The sequence below is a fragment of the Gimesia algae genome (genome assembly GCF_007746795.1).
Taxonomy (GTDB): domain Bacteria; phylum Planctomycetota; class Planctomycetia; order Planctomycetales; family Planctomycetaceae; genus Gimesia; species Gimesia algae.
In genome coordinates, this window is record NZ_CP036343.1 from 653,100 (window position 1) to 672,147 (window position 19,048).

The window sequence follows — 19,048 nt, forward strand, 5'->3', positions numbered from 1 at the left end:
CGACTGAATTATGTAGTTCTCTTGATGGCAGGCACGATCCGGTTATGTCCATTTGTGTCGCAAAAATGAGTAGTGGAAGCAGAAAGATGCGGTGTTTGAGTTCCTGTCTCTGTTCCATAGCGTTTGACACGCATAAGAAATTGGTGAACGAGAAGTAGCAGATGCGGTATGCTCGAGATGAAAGTATTGAAATCCAGTAGTTTCTATAGGGTATGTCTCAACAGTGAGAACAATTTATCAGTTGCCGGAAAAACCGACTACGCGCGCGACGCATAATTAGCAGGATAAGCAAATGCGTCAACGCTTCAAGCTGAAAATCAGGAACAGGATGTGGCAAGTATTCACGTGTCTTAAAAGACAGGTTTTCGGTTTGCTTCGCTGGGGCAGCTCCGCTATCATATCAATCATAGTTTATATTGATTCGATGGTGCTGCGGATCAGAGTTCCCAGGGAAGAGATACTATGCTGACGATTCTTGGCAAACCGACCCGTAAAAACGGGCAATTTTGTGATGGCGTCTCCCGCCGCAGTTTCTTGAAAATTGGTGGTATGGCGTTGGGCGGAATTTCGCTGCCCGATGTGCTGAGAGCGGAAACCGAGAGCCAGTCTGGCAGTAACCACAAAGCCATCATCAATATCTATCTGCCCGGCGGGCCGTCGCATATTGATTTGTGGGACCCTAAGCCGGACGCCCCGAAGGAAATTCGGGGAGAATTCAGCCCGATCAAAACGAATGTACCCGGCATCGAAATTTGTGAGCTGTTCCCGCGCATGGCCACGATGATGGATAAGTTTATCCCTGTCCGATCAATTTCAGACGCAGATGGCAGGCATGATGCTTACCAATGTATGACAGGCCGCAAATTTGGTAGTCGTCAGCCTCCTGGCGGGTGGCCGGCAGCAGGCGCTTTTGTTTCCAAGCTACAGGGACCCGTCAATTCTGCCGTGCCCGCGAATGTTGCCTTGATGTATAAGACAGGAAACGGGACCTGGGGTGAACCCGGCACGGGAGGCTTTCTGGGGGTTCAGCATTCCCCATTCAATCTCGTAGGTCGCAAGGCCCGCAGTTCGCCTGAGAATATGGTTTTGCAGGGCATCACACTTGAACGGCTGCGTGACCGCGTCAAATTACAGCAGGCGTTTGACACGTTTCGCCGCGAAGCTGATACTTCAGGTCTGATGGAGAGCATGGATGTCTATTCGGAACAGGCCATGAATATTCTGACCACGTCCAGACTGGCTGACGCACTGGATCTTTCGAAAGAAGATCCTCAAATACTGGCCCGCTATGGTAAGAGTATTGAAACATTCCAGCGCGACGGTGCACCACCCATGATTGAGAACTTCTGCCTGGCTCGCCGTCTGGTTGAAGCAGGGGCGCGATTTGTCTCATTGAATTACAGCCGCTGGGACTGGCATGGTCCGGATGGAATGAACTTCCCTAAATCGCGCGAGGAGTTTCCATTATTGGATCAGGGTCTGTCTGCTCTGGTAACTGACCTGCATGAGCGGGGTCTCGATAAAAATGTGTCGGTCGTGGTCTGGGGTGAGTTTGGACGGACTCCCAAGATTAATCAGAATAACAGCCGCGATCACTGGCCTAAAGTCTCTTGTGCCATGCTGGCCGGAGGCGGTATGCGAACCGGGCAGGTCATCGGTAAAACCAACCGGAAAGGCGAATTTGCAAGCGATCGTCCCGTTAAATTCCAGGAAGTTTTTGCCACTCTGTATCAGAAAGCAGGCCTGGATCTGAATGGAACACGAATTTTTGATACCAGCGGTACGCCTCAGTATCTGGTGGACCAGGGAATCGAACCGATGCGGGAAGTGATTTAACCTGTATCCCGTTTCAGTGTAGCGTCTCCAGGTCCATTTGGACTGAGTAGATTAGATTGAGACGCTACTGGTAAAGGCGATGTGCTCTTAGAGCTTAACGCGTCCCGGTGCTTCCTCTGATTCTTCATCAAAGGAAGTGGGAGGTCGGAAAGGGTTCTGGTCGGGCAGGGGAGTCGAATCGTTTACTGGAAATGTTTCTGCATCTTCGAATCCGACGTTTGCTGGTTTCCATTGCGGCACCGATTCTGCAGGCACAGACCAGTTGGGTTCTGCCCGTTCTGCAATCCGCGAATCAATTCGCATGGGACGCGTCTCTTGCAGGGACGCCTGCTGTGACGGCAGATGTGCTCCCAGATCCAGAACCGGGTAGCCTGGATATTGTGGTACTTCCCAGACTTCACTGGGAACGTTGGCAGGATTGACGTCGATATTAGCCATCGTCATCGTCAACACGATTCCGGTTTGAGGCCAGTCGAGTTTAATGACGTGTGGCAGGATGGCATTGGTATTACTGCAATTTCGATATTCACCGAAGGTGGCAGTGGCAATACGCTGTCCCTGGCTGTCATACAGGGACTGTTCAATGATGTAGCCAGTACAGAGATTGACCACCAGGATTTTCTGAACGAGTTTCCCATTGGGTAACAGGCGATCTGAAATCAGTTTGACATTCGGTGAATTCTGGCCCTCTTTCTGGATGGAGAGTTCTTTTTCATTCAAGGGCACAACACGCAATGCTTCGAGTAACCAGTCAGGCTCGAAAGGGATATTCAGCTGGGACCCCATCGACTCATAGTGATCGTGCCTGAGTGTGAAGACCTGTTTGGGGTCGTTGCGTTTGACCCAGAACCAAAAGCGTTCGTGATTCGAGCCAAAATCGACTTCTGCTCCCAGCGGAGAACTGGCCCGTAAACGGAAGCGTTTGGGCTGTTCGACGATCAACATGGCATTTAACGCCGGCATCGGCAGCCCGCCTTTTTGACGCGCTTTGATTTTGACAGAAGAAGACTGCCAGCCATAAACGCCCGCCGTCTGGTTATTCAAATGATTTACGATTTGAGTGTAAGAAGCGTTGGGAGGTAATACACAAACAGGAGCCTGCTGAGGCAGGAAAGTTCGCACGGAAGCACAAGCGGGGAGGAACATGATAATGCAGAGCAGGAATACCATCTTTGTGGCCAGAAAGGGAGTGCGCATCGGGTGCGGAGACCTGCTGACTTCTGTTCTTCCTTGAACATCTGACATATGTTTAATCCAACAGCGGGGCGTACCCCTTATTCCCACTCTTCGAGAAATTGTGTATTCAGTTGTTGTTGTAATGCTTCAATCTCGGCTTCTTCGAGATCCTGGTCCCGGATATCAAAGTTTCCTTCGCCATGAGTCCCTGAAAGTTGCAGATATGATGTCTGGTCTTCCGATCGAGAGCCTTCCAGCTTTAATCGTCGTTTCTGAACTAGAAATAAAGCGAGAACGTAAAGAAATTTTTCCTGTACTTGATTGGGAGTTTCATAGAGTTGCTCGAAATACTGCATCAAAGCATCGGGGTCAATTTTTTTAGGGCCAGCAGCCACTGCTTCAGGGACCTGTAGTTTCCATTCCCCGACCGATCCTTCCGGCGGACCTGTCCAGGCTGCTTCTGAAAAATCCATCCTCACCAATTGTCCATTTTTTTCGATAATGACAGAATGAACCTGTTCACCAGGAACAAAGTCTTTGCCAGTTGATGAGCAGGATTTACCTAATGGTTTTAAATGATAGTCCATTTAAAATGCTTATCCTGTAGATTCAGATCACATTTCTATTACACACCGAATGATTTTGTACACACGGCGAATCCTAGAGTAATCTCGAAATTACCTCAAGGTGATTCTGAAGAGAATGGTACATTTCCCACGGTCATATTCAAAATATTCATGGGTGATAAAGGCATGACAGGTAGAGGTTTAGGGTTGTCCCGTCTTACAGTAGCATCTTCAAGGCCTTTGGGAGCGCGTGTATCAGATGGAGAGAAGTGATTGTTAAAGGCAATGTGATTCAGGAACCTGTAAAGAATCGGGTTGAAGAGCCCCCCTGTTCTACGATGGGGATTTCAATCTGAGCAGCACAACGGGGGCAATGGCCCGCATAGGCAGTCCCCGCATGATTCTGGAAAATATTGACATAGACATTGCAGCATTTGAAGTGCACGCCTACAGAGGGGCGAGGCTGATGAGGCGTGGGGCTTTGATCCGTCATCCTGTGACTCCAGATACAAAAATAAGCTGAAACGCGCGAGGCAATTCCAGCTTATTTATTAGATTCAACGTTGCAGATCAAGGTGAGTCTTATGATCTCAAATCGTTTATTTCTGATGAGCCAGGGCCAGCATGGCGCGAGCCCGGGTTTGATCTTTTTCACGAGTATTGCATTGATCGTCACCCACGGCAGTTCGGTTCAATGCTTCTTCAAGTAGTTTTTCAGCCTCAGCTGCATCCAGTTCGCTGACGGGGACCGCCTGTTCTGTAAGTACTGAAATGACAGTGCCTTGTACTTGAAGAAAGCCACCATCGACAAAGTATCTGCTTTCTGAACCATCGATCGACTCGAAGGAAAGTTCACCATATCCCAGACGCCCCACCATAGGCATGCGACCGGGTAGAATTCCGATTTGTCCGTCGAACAGGGTACAGCGCAAACTCTGAATCGGTTGATCCAGCAGAGTCGTTTCCGGAGTGACTAACAACAGGCGAAAATCTTGAGCCATTGGTGCTCTAACCACATCTAAAACAGGATTGCAGATAAAACCTGTAGCCGGAAGAAATATTCACAGCCACAGAGATGTCGAGTAACTATATAATCGAAAACTATTCAGCCATTCTCTTGGCTTGTTCTTCGGCTTCTTCAACAGAACCAACATACATAAATGCCGATTCAGGAAGATGGTCCCACTTACCGGCACAGATTTCTTCAAAGCTGCGGATGGTGTCTTCCAGTGGTGTGATTTTACCAGCTTTACCAGTGAAGACTTCCGCCACGAGGAATGGTTGTGACAGGAAGCGTTCGATACGACGGGCACGATGCACGATCAGCTTGTCTTCTTCGCTCAATTCATCAACACCGAGAATCGCGATGATGTCCTGCAGTTCGCGGTAACGCTGTAAAGTCTGCTGAACTTCGCGTGCTACCCGGTAATGACGCTCACCCACATATTGCGGGTCGAGAATACGACTGGAGGAAGCCAGTGGATCGATCGCCGGGTAAATCCCTTTTTCTGAAATCTTTCGTTCCAGATAAATGAACGCGTCCAGGTGGGAGAATGCGGTTGCCGGAGCAGGGTCGGTCGGGTCGTCTGCAGGTACATACACAGCCTGCACACTGGTGATCGCCCCATTCTTGGTTGAAGTAATACGCTCCTGGAGTTCACCCAGTTCGGTACCCAGTGTAGGCTGATATCCCACAGCAGAAGGCATACGTCCCAGTAACGCAGACACTTCACTACCAGCCTGTGAGAACCGGAAGATGTTGTCGACAAAGAGCAGGGTGTCAGTACCGGTTGTATCACGGAACCATTCCGCCATGGTTAAAGCGGACAGCGCGACACGCAGACGAGCTCCTGGTGGCTCGTTCATCTGACCGAACACCATACAGGTCTGTTCAATCACGGACCGGTCAGTCTGACCGATTTTAGTTTCCTGCATTTCGAGCCAGAGGTCGTTTCCTTCACGGGTACGCTCACCCACCCCAGCGAATACAGAGTAACCCCCGTGTGCACTGGCGATACGGGCGATTAACTCGGTCAGAATCACGGTCTTACCCAGTCCAGCTCCCCCGAACAGACCGGCTTTACCACCGCGAACGAATGGTGTCAGCAGGTCAACCACTTTAATCCCGGTTTCGAAGAGTTCAGTTTTCGCACTCAGGTTTTCCAGCAATGGTGGCTTACGGTGAATGGGCCAGCGCTCGTCTGTTGAAACTTCACCGCGACCATCAACAGGGTCACCCAGCAGGTTGAAGACGCGTCCCAGAGTTCCTTTACCGACAGGAACCGATACAGGAGATCCTGTGTCGATGACGTCCATGCCGCGGACCATACCATCAGTCGATGCCAAGGCCACGCACCGGACACGCCCACCACCCAGGTGCTGCTGAACTTCCCCAGTAACATTGATCTCAACACCTTTGTTGCTTGTCTTCACAGTCAAAGCGTTGTAGATTTCCGGCAGCTGATTCTCCGGAAATTCAGCATCAAATGTCGAGCCAATAATTTGAGTGATTTTGCCAACGGTCTGTGTTGTGCTGGCTTCGGTTGTCGCCATTGATATGTCTCTGCTTTCTGATATTGATCAATCTGTAAAAAACCATAAAGTGCCCACGTAAGGCATGACGGAAATTACTCCAGGGCAGCGGCACCACCAATAATTTCGAGGATTTCCGAGGTGATCTGTGACTGTCGTGCCCGGTTGTATTGAGCTGAGAGTGAGCCGACCATTTCGTTGGCGTTCTCTGTTGCTCCTTTCATCGCCACCATACGGGCAATCTGTTCGCTGACTGCTGCATCCAGGAAGCATTTAAACAAGCGTGCTTTAAATGCCGTCGGGACAATCTCTTCCAGGATTTCCTGGGCGGAGGGCAGAAATTCGTAGTCATATTTTTGAGTTGCTGGAGTCTCTGCTGCAGTATCCAGTACCCCAATTGGCAGCAGGGAGTGCACGGCAGGCTGCTGTCGGGAAGACGAAATGAATTCCGTATACGCGACGTCCAATCGATCAATCTTGCCTTCAATATATTGGGTAATATATCGACTGGCAAGTTCATCGACTTCTTCGAAAGTTGGACGGTCTTCGAAGTGAGTGTAGGAGTGGGAAGGCTCAATCCCCTGAAACTTCAGGAAACTGATTCCCCGCTTACCGGATATTTCCAGTCTCACATTTTGACCAGCGGCAGTCAGTTCATTATAGCGTTTTAAAGCCGCCTTTAATACGCCTGAGTTATAACCGCCACACAAACCACGATTCGAAGTTAACACAAGCAGAACAGTGTTTTTTTCTGTCTCATGTTTTTCCAGCAGTGGATGATGAAACTCCAGATTTGCCTGAGACAAATCTGAAACAAGCTCAGAAATCTTTTTGGTGTAAGCAGCAGCCTCCGACGCACGGTCCATGGCTTTTTTGAATCGCGCGGTGGCGATCAATTCCATGGTCCGTGTGATCTTACGGATGTTTTTTACCGCTTTTAATCGTTTAACGATGGCACGTGCTTTGGCCATTTGATTCTGAACCCGTTTTAGATTATCTGTTCAAACAATGAATTCGAAAGTTGATTAGGAATTTTTACGCAGAAACTGTTCTACGAAAGTCTTCAATACCGTTTTCAACTGTTCGATCGTGTCGTCTTCCAATTTACCTGTCTCAGTGATCTTATCAGTGATTTCCGGATACTGATCATGGATAAACTGTAGCATTTCTGATTCAGCTTGCGGTACCTGGTTGATAGGTACAGTATCGAAGAATCCTTTAGTACCAGCATACAGACTGACAACCTGATCGGCCATCGACATGGGATTGAACTGCGGCTGTTTCAGCAGTTCAACCATACGATATCCACGATCCAGTTGTGCCTGGGTTGCTTTATCCAGTTCAGTACCCATCTGAGCGAATGCTTCCAGTTCACGGAAAGCAGCCAGGTCCAGACGCAGACTACCGGACACACTTTTTGTTGCCTTAGTCTGAGCGTTACCACCCACGCGGGAAACACTGATCCCCACGTTAATCGCAGGACGAATCCCGGCGAAGAACAGGTCTGGTTCCAGATAAATCTGACCGTCTGTAATCGAAATCACATTGGTCGGAATGTAAGCAGAAACTTCCCCTTCCAGGGTTTCGATGATGGGCAGGGCCGTCATAGAACCACCGCCCAGTTCGTCACTCAGTCGAGCAGAACGTTCCAGCAGACGGCTGTGACAGTAGAATACGTCACCAGGATAAGCTTCACGTCCGGGAGGACGTCGCATCAGCAGTGACAGCTGGCGGTATGCCTGGGCCTGTTTGGACAGGTCGTCATACACAACCAGAGTATGTTTACCCTGATACATATAGTGTTCTGCAATCGCAGCACCAGCATAAGGGGCGATGTACTGCAAAGGAGCAGGGTCACTGGAAGAGGCACTGACGACAACGGTATAATCCATTGCGCCGTGTTCCTGCAACTGATTAACAATGCCAGCGATTGTCGCAGCACGCTGACCACAGCCAACGTAAACGCAGATGACATCTTTACCTTTCTGGTTCAGAATGGTATCGATGGCAATGGCGGTTTTCCCTGTTTTACGGTCACCAATAATCAACTCACGTTGACCTCGACCGACGGGTGTCATGGCGTCAATCGCCTTGATCCCGGTAGCCATGGGCTGCTTCACAGGTTGTCTGGCAGCAACACCAGGGGCTGCGAATTCCAGTGGGCGGGATTCCGTTGCCACAATGGGTCCTTTTCCATCAAGTGGAATTCCCAATGGATCAACGACCCGACCCAGCAGTTCATCACCAACGGGGATGGAAAGCAGGGTGCCTGTACTGCGAACTTCATCACCTTCAGCGATTGCCAGATAATCACCAAAGATAATAATACCAACTGAGTTTTCTTCGAGGTTGAAGACCTGGCCACGCACCCCATTCGAAAACTCTACCATTTCACCAGACATCGCAGATGAAAGCCCGTAAACGCGTGCGATACCATCGCCCACTTCCAGGACTCGTCCTACTTCACTGGTCTCAATTTCGCCGCGAAAGTCTTCAATTTCCTTCTGGATAACTGAAGCGATCTCGTCCGCTTTGAATTTCATGAATGCTCCTATTGCTCAACCGCCCGCGTAACTGTTTGAGACGCGTACGAAGAGAACCATCATATACTGTGTCATCAACCTGAATCACCAGACCACCGATAACAGACTGGTCTATAGATGTTTGTAATACTGGAGAAAAACCCAGTGTGTCACTCAAGCGTTGTTTAATACTCGTTAATGTTTCATCCGTCAGTTCAAAAGCAGAGCGAACAATTACCATTTTTTTACCAGATTCGGTATCACGCAGCTTAATCACCTGAGACATGATCTGCTCAAACAGTTCCAGCCGGTCATGCCGGGCCAGAACTCTGAGGAAATTCGTCAACAGTTCAGAAGCATGCGGGGCAATCGCACGATCAATCAGACTTAACCGTTCATCTTTATTCAAAGAATGTGATGTCAGGATCTGTCCGAAGTCCGGAAACTGAGTGGTCACCGCGTTCAGAAATTCAGAAACCTCTTCGATCGCTGAATCTTTATCAGACTCCTGAATCGTTCCCAGAAATGCTTTGGCATACACCTTCGCAATCGAAATTGCACTGGGGTCTTCCATTACACTGGGAATATGAGCTTTTACTTTTTTCTGATCGTTCACGCGGATCATAACTCACAACTAAAGGATAAATTAATTCAAACAAAACAACTGTGTTTGAATATGTCGTTATTACTGCAGATCAGTTAGAACTGCCGGAAATCTGAGACAGTGCCTCGTTAATCAGCCGATCACGATCTGATTCATTCAGGGCACGTCCGAGGACCTGCTCTGTGGCATCAATCACACGTCCATTCATCTGGTCGAACAGATCTTTCAAAGCCAGTTCACGTGCTCGTTCAATTTCGTCAACAGCATGAGTTTTGATGGACTCCGCTTCCTGACGAGCCTGTTCGAGAACGTCCTGCTTGATGCGATCTGCGTCAGATCGAGCTTCGACCATCATTGCCTGGATCTCATCCTGCGCCGCCTCGATTTTACGTGCATGTTCTTTAACTAGTTCTTCCGACTCTTTCTGCTTGGATTCTGCCGTATTGATAGCAGTGATCACTCGTAATTCCCGTTCGTCCAACGCCTGAATCAGAGGTCCCCAGGCAAATGCCCTGAGAACAAAGATGAAGACAACAAACACGATGAGTGACCACAGCGCCAAGTCCGTTTTCCAGTGCAGAGGTGGTCCTGATGGATGCTCAGCTCCTTCAGCCGCATACAACGATGCATCTAAGCCAAGCAATCCACTGCCCAGAATCACGCCACTGACAATCATCAGCATGATAAGACACCGGCTTGTAAAAAGACTTTTTAACATGATCAGAATTTCTCACATTGAAGTCGAAAGTAACAGTTGAGAACTCGCACGCTCACAAAGAGTGCGGCTTGTCCTGTAAGTTCGTAATACTGTTTAAAGTACAATTAAGACATGCAGATGATAAGTGCGAAGAATGTAGCACCTTCGATCAACGCTGCCGCAATAATCATTGCAGTCTGAATTTTACCACCAGCTTCTGGCTGGCGAGCAATTGCTTCTACAGCAGAAGCACCGATTTTACCAATGCCGAATCCAGCACCGATAATGGTAATGCCTGCACCGAGAGCCCCCAGTGAAATTCCGCCACCAGCTTCTTGCGCCATTGCAGGAACAGCTGTGGCCAATACAACAACACATGTCATGTACATAATCCGTAAAGCCTGGATCATTGTTTTTATCCCCTGACCTTTCTCAACGAGGAACACTCAAACGAAATATACTAAGCAAGTCTGTTACCAGGAGAGCTGATCCTCTAGTGAGGATTGACAGCAGCACCAATAAACAGAGTTGCAAGAAACGCAAAAACATATGCCTGCAGGAAGGCAACAAACAGTTCCAGCAGACCAACTAAAATCTGAGCGATGATGCTGGAAGGCATCACAATTGCCCACATGCCGGTATCAGCGGTCATGGCAATAAAACCCAGAAAGACAGCAATCACTGTATGACCAGCCATAATGTTGGCAAATAATCGAATTGCCAATACGGCATGTTTGATTAGAAAGCCGGCCAACTCAATCACCCAGATCATTGGCAGGAGTATCACTTTTAAGCCAATGGGTAATTCCATTGAGGGAGCCAGCGACAACCAGAAGCGAACCGGCCCCTGTTCCCGGGAACCATAGATAACCACTGCACAGAATGTGGTAAACGCCAATGCCATCGTCACATTCAATTCACCCGTCGCAGAACCCAGCCAGGGAAATACCCCCAGCAGGTTGCAGATGAGCACATAGAAGAAACAGGAGAGCACAAAAGGCAAATATTTATCAGCAGGGTGACCTACTTTCGGGCCATGGTGATGATGTCCATGCCCGTGATCGTCATCATGATGTCCTTCGCCGATGGTAGGTCGCACGACTTCATCCCGCATGTAGATGACAATCGATTCCCAGAAGTTCCACCAGCGTCCTGTTACTACCTGTCCTCCCGCAGCACGTTTTGCCAGGCCGCGGAATACTAAGAACAGGAATACAACAGCAACTAACTGCAAGAGCATAAATTTTGTGAGCTGCAATCCGAAGATCTGGGGCAAATCAATATGCATTTCCCAGGGGAGTTCGAAGTGCGAAATGTCGCGAACGTGATGGAATTTATCATCGTGACCGGCGGCCATTGTTTAAGCTCGATTCAAAATTATTTCTGATCAAAACATCGTTAACTAGAAACAGCTTCGGCAGGTTACCGAATGATCAACAAGGTTTCAACCAATAGAGAAGCAAAGTAACAAATCAGTAACCAAATCAGGAAATTCAAAAACTCTGCGGATCCAAAATCAGTTCGCAGCTTGATTATCACTAACGTACCGATGCCCACGATCATTAATCGGACCAGTGTGGAAACACCCATTACAGTGACGGGTGCGGCATCGCGATAAAGAAAACCCGAGATGAGAAACACCAGCATTCCGGGGACAAGACATAAAACAACAGCGTATGTCAAACCTTCAACGGCACGGAGACCCACAAACATATATGCGGGCACACACAGAAGGGCATATAAGCCCAGCAGGCTGAAAGTCAGAATGCTGCACTGCTTGAGCGGGTTTCTGGTTGGCGTATCTGGCGTTGATTGCATTTGACGAGTTAATATTGTTGCGATTTAGTGACCATCCAGTGAGAACTGTAATTTGACAGGAGTCGGTCGTCCACAGTTATCGTAATCAGTTATGGGTGATCGCTTCATCGGATTCACCCTTTGATCGATCTTTACTCTTTCGTTCTTTACGCTCTGCTTCTTTAGCCATATGCAGTAAATGTGTCATGCCGGTTGCAAAACCGAGCAGGGCACCTACTGCTGTCAGCCATGGAGATGTACCCCATTTTCCATCGAGCCAATGTCCCAGAAAAGCAGGCAGCGCCATCTCAAGACTCACTGACGTCAATTTACTGACCCACTGATGGGCTTCCGCTAATGACGAGCGAGTCTCCCGATCTGGTCGCGGCATGGTAGCTGCTTTCAGAAATGAAGCATTAACGCGAAAAACGTTACAGAACTGGCTGTCAGCTCAAGTCAAGCAGACAGATTAGAAACAGACTCTAAAGGCAATGTCCCGGATAGTCAAAGAACTCACTGGTGTAATTATTCGAAAACTATTTTTCTCAATATTGACATTGCCGCCGATCAGCAGCTATTAGCCATAGGAATCAAAATCAGACTTAAAGGTCAAAGTAACTGGTGTCGCCTGAGGCATCTCCCGCAGTATTCAAATTTATTCATGTAAATACGCCTGACGTTTGTTATCTCATCAACTTGTAAACGCCGGAAGGGCAACTTGTGCAGAGGGAGATTCGCTGGAAGTGATCTCTATGAAATTTTGACTAGACTAAATTTATAACTTCTATGATAGTAGAGTGATACGGTGTTGCACGGGATGATTCTTCATAAATCAGAATACTCCGATAGTTGCTTTTTGTATTGTCTCGTGTTAAAAGTAGACCCATGTTTCAATAATGATTCATACGTCAGCCTGTCGTGGTTGACAGTGAATCTGGGGCAGACAACCGCCTGAAAAATTGGCTTTTAGATTGTTAAACTGATTTTTCGACCTGTTTGAACGTCCATTGTTGTGGCACAAGGGTTACTGTAACAGGTTTTATGTAACTGGTTATGGTTCCTGAAAATGAGAATAACTACTTAGTGGCTTTCTGTTCTGAGGAGAGTAGCGTCCTGGTCGAAATTTAGATTTGACGTTTACATATTGTTCATCACATTACGGTCGTCCGAAATAAAGGACTTTTCATCTCAGGCGATTTGCTGAGTGTGCTGAAACGGGGCAGATGTGCTAAAACTTGAACCTGAGTGTCATGGATGACTAAAGCAAAATTAAGACGCCGACCAGTGTTTTAGTTGATATTTGGGAGTCATTCCTAATGTCCCCAACGATTCTAAAGTCCCTCGAGAGTCAAACTCGTCGTGATTTAGCAGCCACTGCAAAATCTCATGGTATTGCCGGTTGGCATGGCATGCGAAAGCAGGAGTTGGTGAAGGCCATTGCCAAGATCAAGATGGCGAAACCAAAACCGAAACGCAAAACAACGACTACAACACAAAAGTCCCCACCTGTTGAAGCTCCCAGACCTGCTTCTGTTCCTGCTTTCCCTTCTCAAAGTGCATCCAGCCAGACTCCTTCAGAGCATCAGGCCCGCATTCAAAAACTGCTCAAATCGAACGGGCACGCTTCTCATAGCGAAAAAATGCATCCGACATCCGAGTCGGTTGAAACAAAACTCAACGCTCAAGTGAAAGATTCTCACTGGTTACTGGCCAACTGGACGATTACCCAGGGAAGTCTTGACCGGGCGAAAGCAGCATTGGGTGCCTACTGGTATCAGGCGGTCCCTGTGATTCGTGTGTATGATATCACTACGAATGAAAATAGTCGCACCAGTAAAGCTTATGTCAAAGATGTCGAGATCAGAATCGACTCCGGCTTATGGTATGTTCAGATCGACCAGCCGGCTCGTTCTTACAAACTGCAACTGGGCTTCGTGACGCCTCAGAATAAATTCTTCGGCCTGGTTTACTCACATAAGCTGACTCCACCGATGCCTGAAGTCTGCGAAAAAGGAAGTAAAACCAAACGCGCTCTCGACAGTAATTATTCTGCCACACGTTCTCGCCGGTACACTTCCCGAAATGAGAATAGTGGTACTCCGATTTCTCGACTGTCTCTGCCATTATCACTGGATTCGAATGGTGATTCAAACGGATCGAAGAGTAAGAAAGCCAAAAAAGAGTTTCACGTTGAAACGGAGCTGTTGATTCACGGAACTTCAGACCCACAGGCAGAAGTCACTCTGCTGGGCGAAAAGATCCCGGTCAGCAAAGAAGGACGCTTCGCTCTGAGATTGAGTCTGCCCAACGGCAGACAGGTGATCCCGGCAGTGAATACATCCTCCAATAAACGTCGTCAGCAGACGATTGTGCTGGCAATTGAACGGAACACGAAAGATCTCGAGCCAGTTCAACTGGACGAGTAACGAATTCGCGCTCGCATCGCCAAATGACTGACAGAGAGCGCTTCTCTGTCAGTCGGCGTTTCCGTAGTAAACTTCGACCGGCAGCTTCGTTTGTTCGGTGACTTTGCGGGCGATATCATCCACTTGTGAAGTACTGAGCGAGGTGACATACTCCTCAGCAGTACGTCGCGCGATGGTATAGACCTGGACCAGTTTGATTTGCCCTCCAGCTTGTACAATCCCATTCAACCGTGAACAATAGGCGTCAATCTCTTCGTTCGACGGCGGCTGCTGATTCACCAGCATAAACAGACTCTGGATAACAATGGGGCGTTGTTTAGCTGCCAGTAGCAGATTATCAAGAACCTGGGAGAAGCGGATTTTGGTTCGATCGATGATTTTGAAATAGTCTTCCGTCCCCGCATCCAGTTTGGCCCAGATTTCCCCCTGGTTTTCATCGAAAACGGCAAGCGCTGCCTGAGTACTCGCTCGATGAAACATACTCGCATTGCTGATCAGCACCATCTTCACATCAGACGCGGAATGCTTTCGCTTCAGCCCTGCAACATCTTTCACGATCTGATCAAAGTTGCGATAAGTCGTGGGTTCCCCATCTCCTGAAAAAGCGAAGTCATTCAGACGTCTTAATTCCGTGGGGACTTCCGAAAATTTAGGGTCCTGATAGATCTCACCACTGAGTACAAACTTCAGCATGTGATCCAGTTCCTGCATCAACTGTTCTGTGCCAACAAATCGGGTTTCTGATTCTTCACGGCGATCAACCTGACAGTAGATACAGTCAAAGTTACAGATTTTATCGGGATTCAGATTGATCCCGATCGATATCCCCTTACTGCGGCGGGAAAGCACCGGGTAGACGAACTTATTATCATGATAAGTTCGCTGATGCTGTGAGTGCAGAGGCAGTGATGAAGACATGTCCTGGTTCCCATTGAATGAAAAAGTAGCTCTCTTTTTTATATGACTGATCCGTCATAAAGACAAGGCGCGCTGAAAATGTTATCACGGGGCGGAGGGAATCAGTCAATAAAAAAACGTGGTAGAAACTTCATAAGCTTCTACCACGTTTCCGGTTATGATTAATCATTTGAGTCGATTAAACTTCTTTGGAATCGATCCAGCTCATCATACGGCGAAGTTCTTTCCCAACGGTTTCAATGGGATGCTTTCGGTTCAGGCGACGGATGGCTTTGAATGAAGCCTGGTTTGCTTTGTTTTCCAGCAACCAGTTTTTCGCGAATTCACCAGTCTGGATCTCAGTCAGGATTTTTTTCATTTCCTGGCGAGTTTCGTCGGTGATGATCCGGGGACCACTGGAGTAGTCGCCGTACTCTGCTGTGTTAGATACACTGTATCGCATGTAGTTCAAGCCACCTTCGTAGAACAGGTCTACGATCAGTTTCAGCTCATGCATACATTCAAAATAAGCCATTTCAGGCTGGTATCCTGCTTCAACCAGCGTGTCAAAGCCGGCTTTCACCAGCTCACTGACACCGCCGCAGAGTACTACCTGCTCACCAAACAGATCTGTTTCTGTTTCTTCAGCAAATGAAGTTTCAATCACACCACCACGCGTACCACCAATCCCCTTAGCATAAGCCAAAGCGAGCTGACGGGTACTATCAGCGGCTCCATCGACCAGAGCAATCAGAGAAGGAACGCCGCCACCTTTGACGTATTCACTTCGTACGAGATGACCAGGGCCTTTGGGAGCGACCAGAGCTGCATCAACACCAGAGGGTGGAACAACCTGATTAAAATGAATGTTGAAACCATGTGAGCAGAGCAGCAGATTTCCTTTGCTCAGGTTCGGCAGGATTTCCGATTTATAGAGGTCACCCTGAACTTCATCTGGCAGCAGGATGTTTACCAGATCACCCTGTTTGGTTGCTTCTGCGATGGAGACGGGTTCGAAACCATGGCTGACGGCCAGATCGTAGTTTTCGCTCCCTTTACGCTGTCCAATAATGACATTGCAGCCACTATCGCGAAGGTTTTGGGCCTGTGCATGTCCCTGGCTTCCGTAGCCAAGAATGGCAATTGTCTTGTCTTTCAACAAAGACAAATCTGCGTCGTCATCGTAATAAATTGTTACTGCCATAATCCTGATCTCTTGTATTTTTCATGTAAGGCTGAGAGAAGCAGAACCGGATCTACTTCTATGGAAATTGGGCCGTCAATCGTCACTTTATGAGAAACAACATCCTGCCCGGAGAGAACAAAGCAACCGGGGTTCACAGCTTGAGTTGTTTGTTCTGGTGGAATATTTAAACTGTTTCTACAGTCTCTGAATCCACGTCTGCTTTCACTGTCTCTGAGCGTAACAGGGCGATTCGTCCTGTACGTACGATCTCCAGTATTCCAAACGGTCGCATAACATCAATGAATGCATTGATTTTTGATTCCTGACCGGAGATTTCGATCATCACGTTTTCAGTGCTCACGTCAACGATTTTCGCACGGAAAATGTCGACTAATTCACGAATTTCTGAGCGTGTTTTGCCAGGCGCTGAGACTTTCATCAGCATCAGGTCGCGTTCCACAAAATCCTGACCGGAAAAGTCAACCACTTTAACTACGGTGACCAGCTTTTCCAGTTGTTTTCTGACCTGATCGAGTTTGTTGTAATCGCCTACGACGAAAGTAATTCGGGAAAATTCAGGTTCTTCGGTCTCCCCGACGGCCAGACTCTCGATATTGAAGGCGCGCGAGGCGAGCATCCCCGAAATATGGGCCAGGACACCCGGTTGGTTCATCACAAGAGCAGAAAGAACGTGTTTCATCCCAAAACCTTAATTCGTAATTCAATCAGTTACAGAAGTATCGTGAAATCGATAGCAGACCACAGTTTAGTCAGGAAGCAGGGTCTCGACAAGTCACGTCATAGTTATCTCAGATTTCTGCCTTGATGATCAGTTCGATTGGATCGATTATGCTGCTATCGTACTGTGATGACTGACAATTCTCGGACAGAAGGGGTTCATCACCTGACAAACATCACCGGTTAGTCCTGTTTTTTGTTCATTTAGGGAATCCTGAAGTTTTGACAGCCGGACACGACTCTGTTTTAATTGTGAAACGCCGTACTTCTGATTTTAAACTTTATAACCTTGAATCGAGAGCAGGGATGACTCAAAACTGGCGTTTTGCCCCCCACGATGAATCACAGGTACGCGGTCTCAGTTCCGAAATGCGAATTTCGCCTTTATTGGCTCAGGTTTTGATTGCCCGAGGACTACAGGATGCCGCCACCGCCCGAAGCTTTATCGATGCCCGGATGACCGAGTTGCTGGAACCGTGTTCCATGCCTGGCGTCGAATCAGCCTCGGATCGGATTGTTGCCGCTCTGAAAGATAAACGTCGTATCACTATCTATGGTGACTACGATGTGGATGGGATGACGGCTACCAGTATTCTGTTGCAATGCATCACACTGGCAAACGGAAAGTGTGACTACTTCATTCCCAACCGACTTGATGATGGGTATGGCTTGAACTGCGATGCGATTCGGCAGTTGCACGAGGAAGACCCACAGCGATTGCTGATTACTGTCGACTGTGGAATCACCAGTGTGAAAGAAGCTGCTTTGGCCCGGGAACTGGGCCTGGAATTGATTATTACTGACCATCACCAGATGGCCGAGGAATTACCGGCAGCCGACTGCCTGGTGCATCCACGTCTGCCTGATAGTGATTATGAGTTCCCCCATCTCTGCGGGGCTGGCGTTGCTTTGAAGCTGGCCTGGGCGGTCTGTCAGAAACTGGGAGACGGTCAGAAAGCATCACCACAGATGCGCGAGTATCTCAAATGTGCCGTCGGTCTGGCGGCCATTGGTACGATTGCCGATGTCGTCCCCTTGGTGGGCGAGAACCGGATTCTGGTTCGCTACGGTCTGAGTGCACTGGCAGAACGAGCGCCACTGGGATTGCAGGAGCTGATGAAAGTCGCAGAAATTAAAGCCGGTCAAATGCTGGATACAGAAGATATTGGCTTTGCAATTGCGCCCCGCCTGAATGCAGCAGGCCGCCTGGGACAAGCCCGGCTGGCTGTCGAACTATTGACCACCAGTAATCAGGATCGTGCAGCTCAGTTGGCAGCCTATCTGGATGAGCTCAATAAGAATCGCCGGACCGTTGAACGGAGAATCTTCAAGCAGGCAAAGGAGATGGTCGAAGAAAACGCAGCCTGGGAAGATCATCAGACCCTGGTGCTGGCACATGCAGACTGGCATCCGGGAGTGATTGGAATTGTAGCAAATCGTGTTTCAGAACATTTTGAAAAACCAACTGTGCTGATTGCCTTGGATGCCACCACGCGAACCGGGCAGGGTTCCGCTCGGTCCTTTGCCGGGTTTGATCTCCATGCCGGCTTTTCTGCATGTGCAACTCATTTGACGCGATTTGGAGGACATCAGGCTGCGGCAGGGCTCAAAATCGAAGAAGGCAATATCGAAGATTTTCGGCAAGCGTTTGCGGAATATGCTGTTGATGCACCTAAGCTTTCTGACGACGAACTGCTCGTACGCATTGATGCCGAAGTCTGCCTGAATGAAATCACCAAACATGCGGTACGTGAACTGGACTGCCTGGGGCCCTTTGGTCAGGAGAACCCCCGACCTCAATTTGTGGCAACACGCGTGCAACTGGCTGAACCGCCTCGCACCATGGGTGAGGGGGGACGGCACCTCTCACTGGTCTTTCAGCAACATAATACCAAAATTCGTGCCATTGCCTTTGGTAAAGGGGAGTGGGCCAGTCAGATGGATGAAGATGGTGGTCCTTTTTCCATCAGCTTCGCCCCCGGTATCAATCGTTTTCGCGGATTTGAGAGTGTGCAGCTGCATCTGAAAGACTGGGTTTCGGAAAAATCAGAAGCCCCTGTCACATCCTGAG

At 48.5% G+C, this 19,048-nt stretch carries 18 protein-coding genes; 3 read left to right on the forward strand and 15 right to left on the reverse strand.

Annotated features, from left to right (window positions below):
* The first annotated feature begins 462 nt into the window (after positions 1–462).
* On the forward strand, positions 463–1,836 hold the full coding sequence (locus tag Pan161_RS02305) for a DUF1501 domain-containing protein (RefSeq protein ID WP_145223986.1): 1,374 nt from the start codon (positions 463–465) through the stop codon (positions 1,834–1,836).
* An 87-nt stretch (positions 1,837–1,923) separates the two neighbouring features.
* On the opposite strand, the gene Pan161_RS02310 is transcribed toward Pan161_RS02305, so the two are convergent.
* The 12 genes from Pan161_RS02310 to Pan161_RS02365 all read right to left on the reverse strand — a co-directional run bounded on the left by Pan161_RS02310 (position 1,924) and on the right by Pan161_RS02365 (position 12,121).
* Positions 1,924–3,033, reverse strand: coding sequence for a hypothetical protein (locus tag Pan161_RS02310; RefSeq protein ID WP_145223987.1), 1,110 nt, complete (start codon positions 3,031–3,033; stop codon positions 1,924–1,926).
* Positions 3,034–3,110: 77 nt separating this feature from the next.
* Positions 3,111–3,485 (reverse strand): hypothetical protein, encoded by a 375-nt coding sequence (locus tag Pan161_RS02315; protein ID WP_232103594.1) that lies wholly within the window; start codon positions 3,483–3,485, stop codon positions 3,111–3,113.
* A 385-nt stretch (positions 3,486–3,870) separates the two neighbouring features.
* Positions 3,871–4,071, reverse strand: coding sequence for a hypothetical protein (locus tag Pan161_RS02320; RefSeq protein WP_145223989.1), 201 nt, complete (start codon positions 4,069–4,071; stop codon positions 3,871–3,873).
* A 106-nt stretch (positions 4,072–4,177) separates the two neighbouring features.
* Positions 4,178–4,579 carry a FoF1 ATP synthase subunit delta/epsilon gene (locus Pan161_RS02325; protein ID WP_145223990.1) on the reverse strand — a complete coding sequence of 134 codons (402 nt, stop codon included), beginning with the start codon at positions 4,577–4,579 and terminating at the stop codon, positions 4,178–4,180.
* A gap of 100 nt (positions 4,580–4,679) precedes the next feature.
* Complete coding sequence (gene atpD / locus Pan161_RS02330) at positions 4,680–6,131, reverse strand: F0F1 ATP synthase subunit beta (RefSeq protein ID WP_145223991.1); 1,452 nt, start codon at positions 6,129–6,131, stop codon at positions 4,680–4,682.
* 74 nt (positions 6,132–6,205) lie between these two features.
* Positions 6,206–7,081: an ATP synthase F1 subunit gamma gene (gene atpG / locus Pan161_RS02335; protein WP_145223992.1), complete on the reverse strand. Its 876-nt coding sequence runs from the start codon at positions 7,079–7,081 to the stop codon at positions 6,206–6,208.
* A gap of 54 nt (positions 7,082–7,135) precedes the next feature.
* The gene (gene atpA / locus Pan161_RS02340; protein ID WP_145223993.1) at positions 7,136–8,653 is read right to left on the reverse strand and encodes a F0F1 ATP synthase subunit alpha; all 1,518 of its coding nucleotides are present in this window, start codon (positions 8,651–8,653) and stop codon (positions 7,136–7,138) included.
* Positions 8,604–9,257: an ATP synthase F1 subunit delta gene (gene atpH, locus Pan161_RS02345; RefSeq protein ID WP_145223994.1), complete on the reverse strand. Its 654-nt coding sequence runs from the start codon at positions 9,255–9,257 to the stop codon at positions 8,604–8,606. The genes atpA and atpH overlap by 50 nt, the downstream gene beginning before the upstream one ends.
* A 70-nt stretch (positions 9,258–9,327) precedes the next feature.
* The gene (gene atpF / locus Pan161_RS02350) at positions 9,328–9,918 is read right to left on the reverse strand and encodes a F0F1 ATP synthase subunit B (protein ID WP_197995661.1); all 591 of its coding nucleotides are present in this window, start codon (positions 9,916–9,918) and stop codon (positions 9,328–9,330) included.
* Between the two features lie 140 nt (positions 9,919–10,058).
* Positions 10,059–10,343, reverse strand: coding sequence for an ATP synthase F0 subunit C (locus tag Pan161_RS02355; protein ID WP_002643745.1), 285 nt, complete (start codon positions 10,341–10,343; stop codon positions 10,059–10,061).
* An 83-nt stretch (positions 10,344–10,426) separates the two neighbouring features.
* Entirely contained in the window at positions 10,427–11,290 is an 864-nt protein-coding gene (atpB, locus tag Pan161_RS02360; RefSeq protein ID WP_145223996.1) for a F0F1 ATP synthase subunit A, read from the reverse strand.
* Positions 11,291–11,836: 546 nt separating this feature from the next.
* Positions 11,837–12,121, reverse strand: a complete 285-nt coding sequence (locus Pan161_RS02365) for an AtpZ/AtpI family protein (RefSeq protein WP_145223997.1) — start codon at positions 12,119–12,121, stop codon at positions 11,837–11,839.
* Between the two features lie 925 nt (positions 12,122–13,046).
* Here Pan161_RS02365 and Pan161_RS02370 point away from each other — a divergent pair.
* The gene (locus Pan161_RS02370; protein ID WP_145223998.1) at positions 13,047–14,156 is read left to right on the forward strand and encodes a DUF4912 domain-containing protein; all 1,110 of its coding nucleotides are present in this window, start codon (positions 13,047–13,049) and stop codon (positions 14,154–14,156) included.
* Positions 14,157–14,204: 48 nt separating this feature from the next.
* Here the strand turns inward: Pan161_RS02370 and Pan161_RS02375 are convergent, their stop codons facing one another.
* The 3 genes from Pan161_RS02375 to ilvN form a co-directional block, all read right to left on the reverse strand.
* Entirely contained in the window at positions 14,205–15,074 is an 870-nt protein-coding gene (locus Pan161_RS02375; protein ID WP_145223999.1) for a radical SAM protein, read from the reverse strand.
* 178 nt (positions 15,075–15,252) lie between these two features.
* Positions 15,253–16,257 (reverse strand): ketol-acid reductoisomerase, encoded by a 1,005-nt coding sequence (gene ilvC, locus Pan161_RS02380; RefSeq protein ID WP_145224000.1) that lies wholly within the window; start codon positions 16,255–16,257, stop codon positions 15,253–15,255.
* A gap of 166 nt (positions 16,258–16,423) precedes the next feature.
* Complete coding sequence (gene ilvN, locus Pan161_RS02385; RefSeq protein ID WP_145224001.1) at positions 16,424–16,939, reverse strand: acetolactate synthase small subunit; 516 nt, start codon at positions 16,937–16,939, stop codon at positions 16,424–16,426.
* Between the two features lie 344 nt (positions 16,940–17,283).
* Here ilvN and recJ point away from each other — a divergent pair, with 344 nt between their 5' ends.
* Positions 17,284–19,047, forward strand: coding sequence for a single-stranded-DNA-specific exonuclease RecJ (gene recJ, locus Pan161_RS02390; protein ID WP_145224002.1), 1,764 nt, complete (start codon positions 17,284–17,286; stop codon positions 19,045–19,047).
* Position 19,048: the final 1 nt, after the last annotated feature.

Excerpts from the sequence above, each read along its gene's own strand:
- Pan161_RS02305 (WP_145223986.1), top strand. The coding sequence starts at position 463 with ATGCTGACGATTCTTGGCAAACCGACCCGTAAAAACGGGCAATTTTGT.
- Pan161_RS02310 (WP_145223987.1), bottom strand. The coding sequence starts at position 3,033 with ATGCGCACTCCCTTTCTGGCCACAAAGATGGTATTCCTGCTCTGCATT.
- Pan161_RS02315 (WP_232103594.1), bottom strand. The coding sequence starts at position 3,485 with ATGGATTTTTCAGAAGCAGCCTGGACAGGTCCGCCGGAAGGATCGGTC.
- Pan161_RS02320 (WP_145223989.1), bottom strand. The coding sequence starts at position 4,071 with ATGACGGATCAAAGCCCCACGCCTCATCAGCCTCGCCCCTCTGTAGGC.
- Pan161_RS02325 (WP_145223990.1), bottom strand. The coding sequence starts at position 4,579 with ATGGCTCAAGATTTTCGCCTGTTGTTAGTCACTCCGGAAACGACTCTG.
- atpD (WP_145223991.1), bottom strand. The coding sequence starts at position 6,131 with ATGGCGACAACCGAAGCCAGCACAACACAGACCGTTGGCAAAATCACT.
- atpG (WP_145223992.1), bottom strand. The coding sequence starts at position 7,081 with ATGGCCAAAGCACGTGCCATCGTTAAACGATTAAAAGCGGTAAAAAAC.
- atpA (WP_145223993.1), bottom strand. The coding sequence starts at position 8,653 with ATGAAATTCAAAGCGGACGAGATCGCTTCAGTTATCCAGAAGGAAATT.
- atpH (WP_145223994.1), bottom strand. The coding sequence starts at position 9,257 with ATGATCCGCGTGAACGATCAGAAAAAAGTAAAAGCTCATATTCCCAGT.
- atpF (WP_197995661.1), bottom strand. The coding sequence starts at position 9,918 with ATGCTGATGATTGTCAGTGGCGTGATTCTGGGCAGTGGATTGCTTGGC.
- Pan161_RS02355 (WP_002643745.1), bottom strand. The coding sequence starts at position 10,343 with ATGATCCAGGCTTTACGGATTATGTACATGACATGTGTTGTTGTATTG.
- atpB (WP_145223996.1), bottom strand. The coding sequence starts at position 11,290 with ATGGCCGCCGGTCACGATGATAAATTCCATCACGTTCGCGACATTTCG.
- Pan161_RS02365 (WP_145223997.1), bottom strand. The coding sequence starts at position 12,121 with ATGCCGCGACCAGATCGGGAGACTCGCTCGTCATTAGCGGAAGCCCAT.
- Pan161_RS02370 (WP_145223998.1), top strand. The coding sequence starts at position 13,047 with ATGTCCCCAACGATTCTAAAGTCCCTCGAGAGTCAAACTCGTCGTGAT.
- Pan161_RS02375 (WP_145223999.1), bottom strand. The coding sequence starts at position 15,074 with ATGTCTTCATCACTGCCTCTGCACTCACAGCATCAGCGAACTTATCAT.
- ilvC (WP_145224000.1), bottom strand. The coding sequence starts at position 16,257 with ATGGCAGTAACAATTTATTACGATGACGACGCAGATTTGTCTTTGTTG.
- ilvN (WP_145224001.1), bottom strand. The coding sequence starts at position 16,939 with ATGAAACACGTTCTTTCTGCTCTTGTGATGAACCAACCGGGTGTCCTG.
- recJ (WP_145224002.1), top strand. The coding sequence starts at position 17,284 with ATGACTCAAAACTGGCGTTTTGCCCCCCACGATGAATCACAGGTACGC.